Origin of the sequence: Plantactinospora sonchi (assembly GCF_036422035.1) — a bacterium.
Lineage (GTDB): Bacteria > Actinomycetota > Actinomycetes > Mycobacteriales > Micromonosporaceae > Plantactinospora > Plantactinospora sonchi.
This window is the reverse complement of record NZ_JAZGQK010000036.1, coordinates 18,020-32,552: the sequence shown is the minus strand read 5'-3', so window position 1 is coordinate 32,552 and position 14,533 is coordinate 18,020. Positions and strand designations below refer to the sequence as shown.

Genomic DNA, 14,533 nt, shown 5'->3' with positions numbered 1-14,533 from the left:
CGTCGCCATCCGCCGGACGTCCGGAACCGCGCCGGGGCCTCAGACCAGACGCCGGTCGGCGGCCCACCGGGACAGCTCGTAGCGGTTGGACATCTGGAGCTTGCGGAGCACGTTCGAGACGTGGGTCTCCACCGTCTTGATGGAGATGAACAGCTCCTTGGCGATCTCCTTGTACGCGTACCCCCGGGCGAGCAGCCGGAGCACCTCACGCTCCCGGTTGGTGAGCTGGTCCAGCTCCGGGTCGGCGACCGGCGCGTCCGGCCGGGCCGCGAACGAGTCGAGGACAAAACCGGCCAGCCGGGGACTGAAGACCGCGTCGCCGTCCGCGACCCGGCGGATCGCGGCGGTCAGCTCCTCGGGCGAGATGGTCTTGGTGACGTACCCCCGGGCACCCGCCCGGATCAGACCGATCACGTCCTCCGCCGCGTCCGAGACGCTCAGCGCCAGGAACCGCACCTCGGGCTGGGTACGCCGGACCGCGTCCAGCACCGCCCGACCACCGCCGTCCGGCATGTGCACGTCGAGCAGCACCACGTCCGGTGCGGTCACCCCGATCCGGGTGATCGCCTCGGCCACGGTGCTCGCCTCGCCGATCACCTCCACGTGGGCGCCCAGCTCGGCGCGTACCCCGGCCCGGAACATCGCGTGGTCGTCGACGAGAAAGACCCGCAGCGGCCGTGGCTCGGGCGTGCCCTCCCCGACCGATCCCATCTCGACCATGATCGCTACCTGTCCTTTCCTGGTGTCGCACTCTCCCGGGACAGCGGCAGGAACAGCCGCACCTCGGTACCGTCTCCCGGTGTACTGCGGATCTCGGCCCGACCGCCGTGCCGCTTCATCCGACCGATGATCGAGCCCCGTACGCCGTGCCGGTGGTCTTCCACCGTAGACAGGTCGAAGCCCGCTCCGCGATCGCGGACGAAAACACTGAGCTGGTCCGGCTCGACCTCGGCGTAGAGCGACACGGTCTGCACCTTGGCGTGCCGGGCCGCGTTGACCAGCGCCTCCCGGGCGGCGGCGACCAGCGCGCCGACCCGCTCGTCGGTCTCCCGGTCGCCGACGACCACCGTCTCCACCGTGATCGCGAAGGTGTCCTCGACCTCGGCGGCGGCCTGCTCCAGCGCGGCCGCGAACCGCTCGGTCGGGGACGCGGTCGGCTTGTAGAGCCAGTTCCGCAGCGACCGCTCCTGCCCCCGGGCCAGCCGCTGCACGGTCTTGACGTCGGTCGCGTTGCGCTGGATCAGGGCGAGGGTGTGCAGCACCTGGTCGTGCACCATGGCGGCGAGTTCGGCCCGTTCCTGCTCGCGGATCCGCCCCTCCCGCTCGGCGCGCAACTGGTTGTACGTCCGCCACAGCGCGGGAGCGGCCACCACCGCGACTCCGGCGAGCGCGACCAGGGCGAAGATCACCCCGTTGACCACCGCGTCGAAGTTGCCCTGCGGGCGGTACACCGCCACGACCCCGATCAGGCCGATCGCGACCAGCAGCCCACCGCCGATGAACCGGAGGATGAAGGCCCGCCGGTCGCTCTCCTCGACCACCGCGCCGAGCCACGGCACGGGCGACTCACGCCAGTGCCACCGGCGCTCCGGCGCGGACTGGTGCCAGATCACCCCGGCACCGACCGCGATGATCGACACCAGCCAGCCAGCCGTTCCGGACACACCGCCGGACTTCAACAGCATGACCTCGATCAGGATCACGCCGAGCCCGATGGCCACGAACGGCAGCAACTGGAAGACGTTGCGGCGCGGCGGGGGCTCCGTACCACCGGGCTGGGGCGGCACCACCGCCCAGAACGCCGCGTAGAGCAGCAGGCCCAGCCCGCTGAACCCGAGCAGCAGCACGAACACGACCCGGACCAGGACCACCGGAATGCCCAGATGTCCGGCTATGCCGGAGGCCACGCCGGCGACCATACGATGGTGGCGGGCGCGGTAGAGGCGGGGTGGTTCGGCGGTACGGATCAGCTGCTCCTTGTCGTGGTGCCGGCGGCGACGGACGACCGGTCGGGTCATCCGGGCGACCGCCGCTCCGATCGTCACACGTGCGGCCGGTCCTCAGCCATCGGGACTCCCCGGACATCGGGCCAGGAGATATCTCAGGGTGGGTTCAGGGTCGCTGCCTGAGGTAGCTGACCGGGGGACGGAGCAGGATCGGAGCATGACCGACGACGCTGCCGCCGCCCGTGGGAGACCACGTCCGGAGGGCGGCCCCGAGCACCCGGATGATCAGGACACCATGCCGCTGACCCCACCCGCCGCACCGCGACCGGATTCCGAGACTCCCCCGGGTTCCGTTTCCGGCCCGGGGGCGTACGCCGCCTCCGGCACCGGCGCCGACCCGTACGCCGCGTCCGGCACCGGCGACCCGGCCGCCACCGGCTGGCCCCCGCCGGGATCGGACCGGAACCCGCCGCCGGACCCCGGCCGGACCCCGCCCGGCGCGTTCACCTACCGGTACGGGCTCGTCCGGCCCACCGAGGGCCGCTACCTGGCCGGCGTCTGCGCCGCGATCGGCCGGGCCACGAACAGCGACCCGATCCTCTGGCGGGTCCTGCTCGCCGTCCTCGGCTTCTTCGGCGGAATCGGCATCCTGGTGTACGTCGCCGCCTGGCTGATCATCCCGTCCGAGGGAGACAGCGCGTCCCCGGTCGAGTCGATGCTGGGGCGTGGCCGGTCCAGCATGTCCCCGGTCACCGTGCTCGTCCTCGGCATCCTCGTCGCGGTCATGTTCGGTTTCATCGTCACCGACCCGTACCGGGCGGTGCTGCTCGGCCTGGCCGTGCTGATCGGCGGAGCACTGCTGCTCAACCGGCACCCGGACCGGAGTGGTCCGGGACACGCGCCGCCGGAGGGCGGCGCCGGCCCGTACCCGCCCCAGCCGCCGTACCCCGTCCCGGGCTACCCGCCGGCGGCACCGGTCCCGCCGGTGGCACCGGCCGGGTCCGGCCAGCCGGGCTGGGTCGGTGCCCCCGCCGGCGCGCCCGGATGGCCGCCCCCGGCCCCACCCGTACCCGGCTGGCCGGCCAGCCAGGTACCCGCGCCGGCCTGGTCCGCCGGCCAGGTCCCGGCGGCCGTCCGGCTCCCGGGGCCGGTCTCCGGCGCACCTGTCGCGCCGCCGGTACCGCCAACCGGTCAGCAGCCGCCGTTCGTGCCGCCGTCGCGCGGCTCGGGCCTGCCGCCGGCGGGACCGGCGACGCCGTCCGGTTACCGGCCGCCGTTCGCGCCGCACGGACCGTACGCCGGCAGCGGGGTCGGTCCGGTTCCGCCGGCGCGTGCCCCGAAGGCGCCGAAGAAGCCCCGGGAACGCTCCGCGTTGGGTGCCGCCACCTTCTCGCTGATCTTCGTGGCGATCGGTCTGGTCGCCATCCTGGACCTGACCGACCTGGTCGGGGTCAGCGCCTCCACGTACTTCGCGGCCGCGCTGGTGACCATCGCGCTCGGGCTGCTGGTCGGCACCTGGTTCGGCCGGGCACGCTGGCTGATCGCGCTCGGTCTGGTCGCGGCCTGCGCACTCGGCATCTCCACCGTCGCCGAATCATCCACCAGCAGGTACAGCAACGAGTCCGTGGTCTGGGCACCGGCCAGCTACTCGGCGCTCGCCGACAGCTACCAGACCCGGCTCGGCAGCTCGACACTCGACCTGACCCGGGTCGACTTCACCGGCCAGGAGGCGAGGGTACGGGTCGACGTCAACCTCGGCGAGGTACGCGTACTCCTGCCACCCGAGGTCGACGTGACCGTACGGGTCGACGTGCAGGCGGGCGACGCCGACGTCCTGGGCCGGCGGCACGGCGACTTCGGCGGAACCACCCCGGAGGTGGTCGACCTCGGCGACGACGGTACGGGGGGCGGTCAGCTGACGCTTCTCCTGACGGTCAACGCCGGATACGCGGAGGTGACTCGATGAAGGCGCACCGTACCGACGGGGTGTCCCTGACGTTCGCCCTGATCTTCCTCGCCATCGCGGCGTGGTGGCTGCTCGCCCGGCTGATGAACCTGGCCCTGCCGGCGGTCGGCTGGATCCTGGCCCTGGCCCTGATCGTGGTCGGCGCGCTGGGGCTGATGGGCGCGCTGCGCTCCAGCCGATCGGCGCCGACGGCGGCCGAGCCGGCCCAGCGCGCCACGGTGACCGGGCCGGCCCAGCAACCGACGGCGGCGGAGCCGACCCAGCACCTGACGGTGGCGGAGGACTACGACCGAGCCGCCGACGACACGCCGACCACCGAACTTTCCCGGAGCGGGCGGATCGCGGACGGCTTCGACGACACGGCGGAGTACCACCGGACGACCGGGGAGGACACGATCGGCGACCCGGACCGGCCGGACCCGGAGGACCAGCGGCGTTGACGATCGGTGCGGCCGCGGGAGGCGGTGCCTAGACTGGCCGGCGAAGGTTTCCGCCTCCGCCGGCCGGTACCGCCGGGGACGGCGGGAAGTTGTCCGCCGCGGACGGCGGAAAGTTGTTCGCCGCGCCCGCGCCGGTACCGGCAGCCGTCCGTCCTGACCTCGCGAGGAGCCCTCCCGACATGACCCAGTCCCCCGCCGTACGCAGCACCGGCCCAGGCCGTCCGGTCCGCGTCGGCGAGCGCGCCGCCCGCGTCCTCACCACCGAACTCGCCCGTCACCAGGGCGCGAAGCACGCCCTGCTGGTCGGTACCACTCCCGACTCGCCCGTACTGACCGCGGCGATCGACGCGTTGATGCCCGGCGACACGCTCACCCTGGTGGCGGCGGAGACGTCCACTGCGGAGCAGTTGCGGCAGCACCTCGGCACGCTCGGACAGTGGGTCGCCCGCCGGGTACGTGTCGCCGGCTCGCTGACCGAGGTCGAGCCGGCGGAGGTGGTGATCGCCGCCCAGCCGCTGGCCGGCAGTGCCGACGAGGCCCGGACGACGGTGGACGGACTGGCGAAGTACCTGACCGAGGGCGGCGTGCTGAGCGTGGCGGTGGCCGCACTGCCCGGCCAGGGTTCCGGGGCCGTCGGCGAACTCGAACGGCAGAGCGCGCTCTTCGGGGTCGGCACCGACCTCGTGCTGGTCAACCGGCCGCCGCTGCGCGTGCACCGGCTCCGGTTCACGCTGGCCGAGGTCGGGATGGCGGCCCAGCTGACGCCCGCGTACCGCACGTCGAGTGTGCCGCTGACCCGGAACATGCACATCGACTCGAACGGCGTCGCCGCGGCCGGAATCGCGCTCGGGCTCGCCGCCCTCACCCGGATCGCCCGCCCGAAGTCCCGGCTCTGGCTGCTGCCCGCGCTGGCCGCCGGTCCGGTCGCCGCCTTCTTCCGGGATCCGGAACGGGACGTCCCGGAGGACGGGTCGGCGATCGTCGCCGCCGCCGACGGCCAGGTGCTGTCGGTGCAACGGCTGCGCGACGAACGCTTCGGTGACGGCGAGTTCCTGCGCGTCGCGGTTTTCCTCTCGGTGCTGGACGTGCACGTCAACCGTGCCCCGGTGGCCGGACGGGTGGTCGACTACTTCGTCGCGGACGGCGGGTTCGCGGCCGCGATGAAGCCGGACGCCGAGCACAACGTGGCGGCGTACACGGTGCTGGACACCGAGCACGGCACCGTGGTGGTGGCCCAGCGCACCGGCCTGATCGCCCGCCGGATCGTGCAACGGGCCCCGATCGGCGCACTGCTCGCCCGGGGCGAACGGTTCGGTCTGATCCGGTTCGGCTCCCGTACCGACGTCTACCTGCCGGCCGACGCGGCCGAGCCACTGGTCGGTCCGGGCGACCGGGTCGTCGGCGGGTCGTCGGTGATCGCCCGCTGGCGCTGAGCGGCGACATACGACAGGCCCGGCGGAGGTGTCCGCCGGGCCTGTCGTCGTTCGGTACGCGTACGGGCCTTTGTCGTTCCCTGCGCGAGACGGTGCCGGACCGGCTCGCGGGTCGTACCGGCCCGGGCGCCGTCAGGTGGCGCGACGGGACCGGCCCGGGATCAGACCGCCCGGCGCTGACGCAGCCAGAGCAGCGGGCCGCTGACCAGGTAGCCGACCACCAGGACGGCGAAGGTGAGCCGGACGTCGAGCAGGGCGCCGATCACCGGGGCCAGCCACACCCACGGCGGCAGTTTGATCAGCCGGGCCAGCTTGGCGTACGGGAAGCTGGAGACCATCGCGAAGGCCAGCAGCGCGACGCCGGCGACGTGGACGGTGCCGGAGACCGGCAGACCGATCAGCACCGCCAGGGCGAGCACCGCGGCCGCCATGGTGGTCGGCACCCCGCAGAAGAACCGGCCGTCCTTGGGCGAGACGTTGAACCGGGCGAGCCGGATCGCGGCGCAGGCGGCGACCAGTGCGCAGGCGACGGTGGCCGCCGGGGTGGAGACCGAGCCGACCAGCGAGGCGTAGACCACGACCGGCGCGGCGAGGCCGAAGGAGCACATGTCGGCCAGCGAGTCCATCTGCGCGCCGAACGGACTCGCCACGCCCAGCCGACGGGCCAGGGCGCCGTCGAGGCCGTCGAAGGCGACACAGGCGATCAGGCAGTACGCCGCGACCCGCACGTCGCCGTGCATGGCCTGGAAGATCGCCAGCAGGCCGAGGATCAGGCTGGCCACGGTGCAGGCGTTCACCAGCGCGAACTTGAGCCGGCGGGCGGTGCTCCGCTCGCCGGGCAGCAGCGGGATGGACATCGCCGGGCCGTCGGCGTCGACCGCCCCGGTCGGGCCGATCGCCGGGCTGACCGGCACGACGGCCCCGAGCTCCGCGGTGGTCAGCCGACCCAGGCCGTACGACTCCTCGGGACGGAAGTCGTCCAGGTAGTGGGGTTCGGGCCGGACCAGTGCGCCTGCGCTCTCCACCTGTGGGTCGCGGCGCCCCACGCGGACCAGCAGCACCTGGCGGGCGAACGCACCACTGCGGCGCAACTGCCCCGCCCAGCGGCGCCCGGCCGGGCGCGGGCTGTCCGACGTACGACGCCGACGCCATGGGGCTCTCGGCACGTTTCCTCCATCACCGGATCGACTTTGTCCGCCACGGGTGCCGGGTCGCCCGGCCATCGAGTGCCGGGTCTGCTCGCCGGCAACCAATTGCGGCCTACACCATTGCACAGACGGAGGGGATTCGCGATAGCCGCGTTGGGGTATTCTTCCCAAACCTCGCGGTACACTCAGACCTTCCCATCTCGGGACGCCGCGCCCTCCGGGCACCGAATCGTGCTCCCCCAACTCTAGCCGAACCAGTCACAAGGGTCGTTTGACCCGGACCCCGGTGCCCCGCCCGGCCGGGGGCTCAGCCCGCCAGCAGCGGTAACACCTCGGCCACCACCTCGGTGGTGGCCGGCGGCGCCGGGGCATCGAGCGGGGTGAACCAGGCAGCCTCCGCGGTCGATCCACCCGCCGCCTCGGTGACCTTCGCCTCGGTGGGGGCGTCGACCACGATCCGGTAGACCACCCGGACCCCGTGCCAGTCCAGCGGACGCCCCTCGGGGCCGTACTCGGCCGGACTGTGCCGGTGCGACACGTGCACCAGGTCGGTGACCCGGCCCAGCTGCCCGGTCTCCTCGACGAGTTCGCGGAGCAGGGCGGAGGCCGGCTGCTCCCCGTGGTCGGTGCCACCGCCCGGCAGGTGCCACAGTCCGGCACCCGGGTAACCGTCGGCGATCAGGGTGAGCAGGACCCGCCCGGCCGGGTCGGTGGCCAGCCCGTACGCCGCGAAGCGCTGGCGACGGTCGACCGGCGCCGGGGACGACTCGGCGCCGACCGGGGGCGGCCCACCCTCCGGCAGCGGGTTCACCGGCTGGCCGAGCAGTTCGGCGGTGAACGGCATCAGCGGCAACCCGGGCAGTTCCGCCGGAGTGAGCCAGGCGACCGCGTCGGTGCCGCCGTCGGACTCGGCGCGCGGCACCCCGTCCGTCGTGGCGACGTCGTAGACGATTCGGTCGGTGTGCTCCGCGACCGGCCCGTCGGGGCCGGTCAGCCGGACCACGTCGGCAACGGCGGCCCGGAGCCCGGTGGCCTCGACGGCCAGTCCGGTCTCCGCACGGAACTCGCGCAACAGCGCCGCCGTCGGATGCTCGCCGTGCGCCACTTCCCCGCCGGGGAGCCGCCAGTATCCCGGGAACGGTGAAGCGCCGGAGCCCCGGGTGAGCAGCACCCGCTCCCCGTCCCGGCACAGCCCGTACGCCCCGATCCGCCGTCGCCGATCCACACCGCTCCCTTCCCGCCCGCTGTATCGATCATGCAGGGCGGGACCACCGCGCTCGCGCCCGGGGGCGGAGACGGCGTACCGGAGGGAACGGCTGCCGGTCAGCCCGCCCGGGCCGGCTGGGGAGGCAGCACCTGGGCGGCCCGTACCGCCTCGGCGGTCACCTCGGTGAGCCGCTCCGGGGGCAGGGCCTCAAGCTCCTCCGGACCGAACCAGCGGGCCTCGGAGGTGGAGCCGCCGACGTCGCCGACGATCGGCGGTGCCGGCCGGTCGACCACCACCCGGTAGAAGGCGCGTACGCCGTGCCAGTCGATCGGGTAGCCCTCGGGGCCCAGCGAGGCGGCGTCCCGGTGGCTCGCCACGCCGATCAGTTCGACCAGTCGGCCGCGCTGACCGGTCTCCTCGACGAGTTCCCGGATCAGCGCGGTGCCCGGCTGCTCGCCGTAGTCAGTGCCGCCGCCGGGCAGATGCCAGCAGCCCGCGCCCGGATAGCCGTCGGCGACCCGGGTCAGCAGCACCCGGCCGGCCGGGTCGGTGGCGACCGCGTACGCCGCGAACCGCTGGGCCCGGTGCAGCCCGTCCGGACCGGGCACCGCGTGGAACGACGGGAACTCGGGTGCCTCCTCCGGATGGAGGTCGATCGGCCCGCTCGGCAGGTCCAGTGCCCGGGCGGTGAACGGCCGCAGCAGCAGTTTCCCGGCCTCCTCCAGGGTGTGCCACCGGGCCAGGTCGGTCGGCTGGCCGACCCGGTCGCAGAGCGTCCCACCCCGGACGGAGACCCGGTACAGCAGTCGGTCGGTGTGGATGGTGACGCCCCGGTGCGGCAGCGACCTCATGTCGGCGAGTACGTCGTGCAGCCCGGACACGGCGACGGAGAGGCCGGTTTCCGCGGCCGTCTCGCGTACCACCGTGTGGTTCGGGTCCTCGCCGTGGTCGACGGCACCGCCGGGCAGCGACCATACGCCGGGCGTTCCGGACCGGGACGAAGCCCGGACCAGTAGCACCCGACCGGTTGACTCGGTGCAAATCGCGTACGCCGCGATCCTGCGGATCGGTTCCAACGCGGTGGTCACGGATCCGAATTCTCCCTTGATCATCTGAGTGCTCGGGGAAAAGAGTCGGATTCCTGACAGTAGACCGACAGGCCGGCCACCCGGCGCACCGGAACCAACGGATCCGCCGACGGCGGTCGGCGGAACGCCGTCGATGGTCAGGGGCCGGTCAGGGTCGGGATCGGGGCGGTCACCGAGGACGCCGACGGCCGACAGCCGGACCGTGGAGGTATGACACACACACCACCCACCCAACCCCCGTACCGGCAGCTCCGCCGGCCGACCACGGACCGGATGATCGCCGGGGTCGCCAGCGGACTCGGACGTTATCTCAACGTGGACCCGACCCTGGTCCGGGTGATCTTCGCCGTACTGGTGATCTTCACGGGAGGCTTCGCGCTGCTGGCGTACCCGATCCTGTGGTTCCTGATGCCGGAGGAGCCGGCCGGTGCCCCCGCCTGGCCGCACCCGCCGTCCGCCCCCGCCTGGCCGACGGGCGGCCCCGCCGGGCCGACCAGCCACCCGACGGCGGGCACTCCGGGCGCCTACCCGGCATCGGACGTCGCGAGCGGACCGCCGGCCGGCGGCACCACGCCGCCGACGGTCACCCTGCCGACGGCCAGCACACCACCGGCCCCGGTCACCCGACCGGACGGGCCGACGAACGCCGGGTGAGAGCGGCGGACGTCACTCCCACTCGATGGTGCCCGGAGGCTTGCTCGTCACGTCGAGGACCACCCGGTTCACCTCGGCCACCTCGTTGGTGATCCGGGTGGAGATCCGGGCGAGCACGTCGTAGGGCAGCCGGGACCAGTCCGCGGTCATCGCGTCGGAACTGGAGACCGGACGGAGCACGATCGGGTGCCCGTAGGTGCGGCCGTCGCCCTGCACCCCGACACTGCGGACGTCGGCCAGCAGCACCACCGGGAACTGCCAGACGTCCCGGTCGAGGCCGGCGGCGGTCAGCTCCTCCCGGGCGATCAGGTCGGCGGCCCGGAGCAGGTCGAGCCGCTCCCGGTCCACCGCGCCGATGATCCGGATGGCCAGCCCCGGCCCGGGGAACGGGTGCCGCCAGACCATCGCCTCGGGCAGCCCGAGAGCCAGGCCGAGCTGGCGTACCTCGTCCTTGAAGAGCGTGCGCAGCGGCTCGACCAGCGAGAACTTCAGGTCCTCGGGAAGCCCGCCGACGTTGTGGTGGGACTTGATGTTTGCGGTGCCGGTGCCGCCGCCGGACTCCACCACGTCCGGGTAGAGCGTGCCCTGGACCAGGAACTCCACGTCTCCCGTGGCGGCCACCTCGCGGGCCGCCGCCTCGAAGACGCGGATGAACTCCCGGCCGATGATCTTCCGCTTCTGCTCCGGATCGGTCACCCCGGCCAGCGCGCCGAGGAAGCGCTCCTCGGCGTCGACCACCTTCAGCTTGATCCCGGTCGCCGCGACGTAGTCCTGCTCCACCTGCTCGGCCTCACCGGCCCGGAGCAGCCCGTGGTCGACGAAGACGCAGGTGAGCTGGTCACCGACGGCCTTGTGGACCAGCGCGGCGGCGACCGCCGAGTCGACCCCGCCGGAGAGGGCGCAGAGGACCTCCTTGTCGCCGACGACGGCCCGGATCTGCGCCACCTGCTCGTCGATGATGTTCTCCGGCGTCCAGGTCGGCTCGATCCCGGCGACGTCGTAGAGGAAGCGCTCCAGCATCCGCTGGCCGTACGCGGTGTGCTCCACCTCGGGGTGGAACTGGGTACCGGCCCGGCGGCCGACGATGTCCTCGAACGCGGCGACCGGCGCACCGGACGACTCGGCGGTCACGGTGAACCCGGCAGGCGCTTCCGTCACACAGTCACCATGGCTCATCCAGACCGACAACTCGTCCGGAAGTTCCCGGAACAGGACGGTGTCCTCGACCCGGGGGCGCAGGTTCGTGCCGCCGTACTCCCGGCCGCCGGTGTGCGCGACCGTGCCGCCCAGCGCCTGGGCCATCGCTTGGAAGCCGTAGCAGATGCCGAAGACCGGTACGCCGGTGTCGAAGAGCTTCGGGTCGACCTGGGGGGCGCCGGGCGCGTAGACGCTGGCCGGACCGCCGGAGAGGATGATCGCGGCCGGGTCCTTCGCAAGCATCTCGGCCACCGGCATCGAGTGCGGGACGATCTCCGAGTAGACCCTGGCCTCCCGCACCCGACGGGCGATGAGCTGGGCGTACTGGGCTCCGAAGTCCACCACCAGGACCGGGCGCGGCGTGTTCATGTGTACGAAGCCTACCGAGCCGGCGTCGGGCCCCGGTAACCGCCGTGGCTGGTGTTGAAAGGGGGCCCTTGTTATGCAAAAAGCGATAACAGGGGCCCTTCCTTACAGCTGGGGTGGGCGGGGGTCGGGGGCACCGCGCCTCGGCCAGTGCGAGAGGGCGCGTTCGGCCAGGGCGGCGATGGTGAGCGACGGGTTCGCGCCGAGGTTCGCACAGACCGCCGCCCCGTCCACGACGTGCAGGCCGGGATACCCGAAGACCCGGTGGTACGGGTCGACGACCCCGTCGTCCGGGGTGGCCCCGATCACCGCCCCGCCGAGCAGGTGGGCGGTGATCGACACGTCGAACGGCTGGGTCAGCGGCCCACCCGGGACACCGCCGATCTCCTCGGCGAGCAGCCGGGCGGCCTGGTTCGCGGCCGGGATCCAACTCGGGTTCGGCGCGCCGTGGCCCTGACTGGTGACCAGCCGGTCCCCACCGAACCAGGTACGCCGGCGGTGCACCGTCACCGAGTTGTCGATCGACTGCATGACCAGGGCGATCACGCTGCGTCGGGACCAGTCCCGTACCGACCACGGCGGCAGGTAGCGCAGCGGCCGCCGGACCAGCGCCGCCAGCCAGCGGAGACGCTGACCCGGGCCGCCGTCGACGAGGGCGGTGAGCAGCAGCGCCATCGCGTTGGCGCCCGGACCGTACCGGACCGGTTCGACGTGGGTCCGCCCATCGGGGTGGAAGGAACTGGTGATCGCCGCGCCCTCGGTGAAGTCGACGCCACCTTGCCGGACCGCACGGCGCGGTACGGCGGCGCCGACGATCGCCTCCGAGTTTGTCCGGGTGAGCGCGCCGAGCCGGGGCGAGAGGTGCGGCAGTGCCCCGGTGGCCCGCATCCGGTGCAGCAGCCGTTGGGTGCCCACCGCCCCGGCCGCGAAGACCACCTGTCCGGCGGGGATCACCCGCCGACGGCGTACCGGCCAGGCCCCGGTGCGTACCGTCTCGACCTGGTAGCCGTCGCCGGACGGCGCGGGCCGGACCGCGACCGCGGTGGTCAGCGGCAGCACCTCGACCCCGAGCCGCTCGGCCAGCCAGAGATAGTTCTTCACCAGGCTGTTCTTGGCGCCGTGCCGGCAACCGGTCAGGCAGGCACCACAGTGCAGACAGCCGGTGCGCTCCGGTCCGGCACCCCCGAAGTAGGGGTCGGGCACCCGTTCGCCCGGTCGGCCGAGGTAGACCCCGACCGGGGTGGGTCGGAAGCTGTCACCCACCCCCATCCGGTCGGCCACCGCCCGCATCGCCCGGTCCGCCGGTGTCCGGACCGGGTACGTCGTGACGCCGAGCATCCGCTTCGCCGTCGCGTAGTGCGGGGCGAGTTCGGCCCGCCAGTCGGCGATGTCCCTCCACTGAGGATCGTCGTAGAACGCGGCCAGCGGCTCGTACAGCGTGTTGGCGTAGACCAGTGACCCGCCGCCGACCCCGGCACCGTGCAACGCCAGCACTCTCGCCGGTACGGTGCCGGGCCGCCGGCCGGCCGAACGGAGCAGGGTGAGCCGCTGGATGCCGTAGCAGCCGAGCGCCGGCGCCCAGAGGTACCGGCGCAGCCGCCAGGAGGTCTTCGGCAGTTCGTGGTCGGCGAACCGTCGCCCCGCCTCCAGAACGACGACGGAGTAACCCTTCTCGGCCAGCCGCAAGGCGGCCACACTGCCACCGAACCCGGAGCCGATGACCACCACGTCGTACCCGGTGGGGTTGCCCATGCCGGTCATCATTGGCCGATCGGTCCCTGTCGCGCCAGACACGGGTCGGTGATCATCTCCTCCGGCCGTCCGACCGCGCCGCCTCGCGGTGCAACGCCGACGTGCCACCGAAGCGTCTTGAGTTACACGGGCCGGTCCTCGCGGACCGCCGGTGCCGAAGGGAAGTGGGACGGGTGGCAGGCAGCGGGGGAACCGGCGGGGAGAACGTTTCCGGCAGACCGGGCCGGCGACGCCGGATCGTCCGGGTGGCGGCGACCGTGGTGGTCGCGGTGCTGCTGGCCGGCGGCGCGTACGCGGCCGACCGGCAGTGGGGCGGCGGGACGGAGTCGCCGAAGGCGGCCTCACCGAGCGGTGCGGTGTCACCGGCCGTGGCGCCGACGCCGGCCCCGAGTCCCACCCCGGAACCGGGGGCCGACATCACCGGCCCGCTCAACCTGCTGCTGGTCGGGGTGGACACCCGGGTCAGCGTGCCGGGCTGGGAGCCGCACGCCGACGCGGTGCTGATCCTGCACGTCACGCAGGCCCTGGACCAGGCGTACCTGTTCGCCCTCCCCCGCGACCTGGTGGTGCAGATCCCGGCGTTCAAGAAGGCGAACTTCCCCGGCGAGCGGACCAAACTGACCCACGCGATGAGCTACGGCAGCCGGGTACCGGGCAGGGAGAAGGAGCCGAGCACCACCCAGGGCTACGAGCTGCTGGCCCGTACGGTCAGCGACTACACCGGCATCAAGCGGTTCGACGCGGGCGCGGTGCTGACGTTCGGCGGCTTCGACAACCTGGTCGACACGCTCGGCGGCGTCGAACTCTACATCGACCAGCGGGTGGTCTCCCGGCACCGGGAACCGGACGGCAAGCACCGGGTGCTGCGCGGCGGCGGGTACGTCGGCCCGCAGATGGTGTACGAGAAGGGCACCCGGAAGCTGAACGGCTGGCAGGCGCTGGACTACGCCCGGCAGCGTTACACCGAAGGCGGCGGGTACGCCCGGCAGCGGCACCAGCAGCAGCTGATCAAAGCCCTGGTCGGGAAGATCCTCAGCCAGAACCTGGCCCGGGACCAGGCCCGGCTCGGCCAGGTGGTGACCGCGCTGGACGACGCGCTCACCTTCCAGGGCAACGGCCGTGAGATCGTCGAGTTCGGATACGCGCTCAGCCGGCTGCGCCCGGAGGCGATCACCCTGGTCGACCTGCCCGGCGGCGGGCTCGGCACCGGCGGCGGGTACCGGGGTGAGCAACTCACCTCGACCAGCCGCAGGTTCATCTCGGAGCTGCGCGCCGGCCGGGCCGCGGAGTTCCTCGCCGACAACCCGAAACTCGTCGTCAAGCGGTGACCGACGAC

Annotated in this window: 11 protein-coding genes and 1 pseudogene; 5 read left to right on the top strand and 7 right to left on the bottom strand. The window is 73.1% G+C overall.

All coding sequences use genetic code 11. The features are described 5' to 3' along the window. Nucleotides 1-39: 39 nt before the first annotated feature. Both V1633_RS32940 and V1633_RS32935 read right to left on the bottom strand, forming a co-directional pair. Entirely contained in the window at nt 40-720 is a 681-nt protein-coding gene (locus tag V1633_RS32940; protein ID WP_331218230.1) for a response regulator transcription factor, read from the bottom strand. A 5-nt stretch (nt 721-725) separates the two neighbouring features. Further along, a complete protein-coding gene (locus tag V1633_RS32935; protein ID WP_407952149.1) occupies nt 726-2,045 on the bottom strand; it encodes an ATP-binding protein in 1,320 nt (439 codons plus the stop codon). A 118-nt stretch (nt 2,046-2,163) separates the two neighbouring features. Between V1633_RS32935 and V1633_RS32930 the strand changes: the two genes are divergently transcribed. The 3 genes from V1633_RS32930 to V1633_RS32920 all read left to right on the top strand — a co-directional run bounded on the left by V1633_RS32930 (nt 2,164) and on the right by V1633_RS32920 (nt 5,785). Continuing rightward, nucleotides 2,164-3,912 (top strand): PspC domain-containing protein, encoded by a 1,749-nt coding sequence (locus V1633_RS32930; protein WP_331218229.1) that lies wholly within the window; start codon nt 2,164-2,166, stop codon nt 3,910-3,912. Continuing rightward, nucleotides 3,909-4,352 (top strand): phage holin family protein, encoded by a 444-nt coding sequence (locus V1633_RS37095; RefSeq protein ID WP_407952148.1) that lies wholly within the window; start codon nt 3,909-3,911, stop codon nt 4,350-4,352. Before V1633_RS32930 ends, V1633_RS37095 begins: the two co-directional genes overlap by 4 nt. 179 nt (nt 4,353-4,531) lie before the next feature. Continuing rightward, nucleotides 4,532-5,785: a phosphatidylserine decarboxylase gene (locus V1633_RS32920; RefSeq protein WP_331218228.1), complete on the top strand. Its 1,254-nt coding sequence runs from the start codon at nt 4,532-4,534 to the stop codon at nt 5,783-5,785. A gap of 161 nt (nt 5,786-5,946) precedes the next feature. Here V1633_RS32920 and V1633_RS32915 read toward each other — a convergent pair whose 3' ends face one another. The 3 genes from V1633_RS32915 to V1633_RS32905 form a co-directional block, all read right to left on the bottom strand. After that, entirely contained in the window at nt 5,947-6,876 is a 930-nt protein-coding gene (locus tag V1633_RS32915; protein WP_331218296.1) for a CDP-alcohol phosphatidyltransferase family protein, read from the bottom strand. Between the two features lie 364 nt (nt 6,877-7,240). Beyond that, nucleotides 7,241-8,158 carry an NUDIX domain-containing protein gene (locus tag V1633_RS32910; protein WP_331218227.1) on the bottom strand — a complete coding sequence of 306 codons (918 nt, stop codon included), beginning with the start codon at nt 8,156-8,158 and terminating at the stop codon, nt 7,241-7,243. A 98-nt stretch (nt 8,159-8,256) separates the two neighbouring features. Then, complete coding sequence (locus V1633_RS32905; protein WP_331218226.1) at nt 8,257-9,228, bottom strand: NUDIX domain-containing protein; 972 nt, start codon at nt 9,226-9,228, stop codon at nt 8,257-8,259. Nucleotides 9,229-9,438: 210 nt separating this feature from the next. Between V1633_RS32905 and V1633_RS32900 the strand changes: the two are divergent. Beyond that, a pseudogene (locus V1633_RS32900) lies at nt 9,439-9,741 on the top strand (PspC domain-containing protein); the annotation flags it as partial. A gap of 153 nt (nt 9,742-9,894) precedes the next feature. Here V1633_RS32900 and guaA read toward each other — a convergent pair. Both guaA and V1633_RS32890 read right to left on the bottom strand, forming a co-directional pair. After that, nucleotides 9,895-11,448: a glutamine-hydrolyzing GMP synthase gene (gene guaA, locus V1633_RS32895; RefSeq protein ID WP_331218225.1), complete on the bottom strand. Its 1,554-nt coding sequence runs from the start codon at nt 11,446-11,448 to the stop codon at nt 9,895-9,897. 102 nt (nt 11,449-11,550) lie between these two features. Continuing rightward, complete coding sequence (locus tag V1633_RS32890) at nt 11,551-13,197, bottom strand: GMC family oxidoreductase (RefSeq protein WP_331218224.1); 1,647 nt, start codon at nt 13,195-13,197, stop codon at nt 11,551-11,553. A gap of 173 nt (nt 13,198-13,370) precedes the next feature. On the opposite strand from V1633_RS32890, the gene V1633_RS32885 reads away from it, so the two are divergent. Continuing rightward, nucleotides 13,371-14,525 carry an LCP family protein gene (locus tag V1633_RS32885; RefSeq protein WP_331218223.1) on the top strand — a complete coding sequence of 385 codons (1,155 nt, stop codon included), beginning with the start codon at nt 13,371-13,373 and terminating at the stop codon, nt 14,523-14,525. The last annotated feature ends 8 nt before the right edge of the window (nt 14,526-14,533 follow it).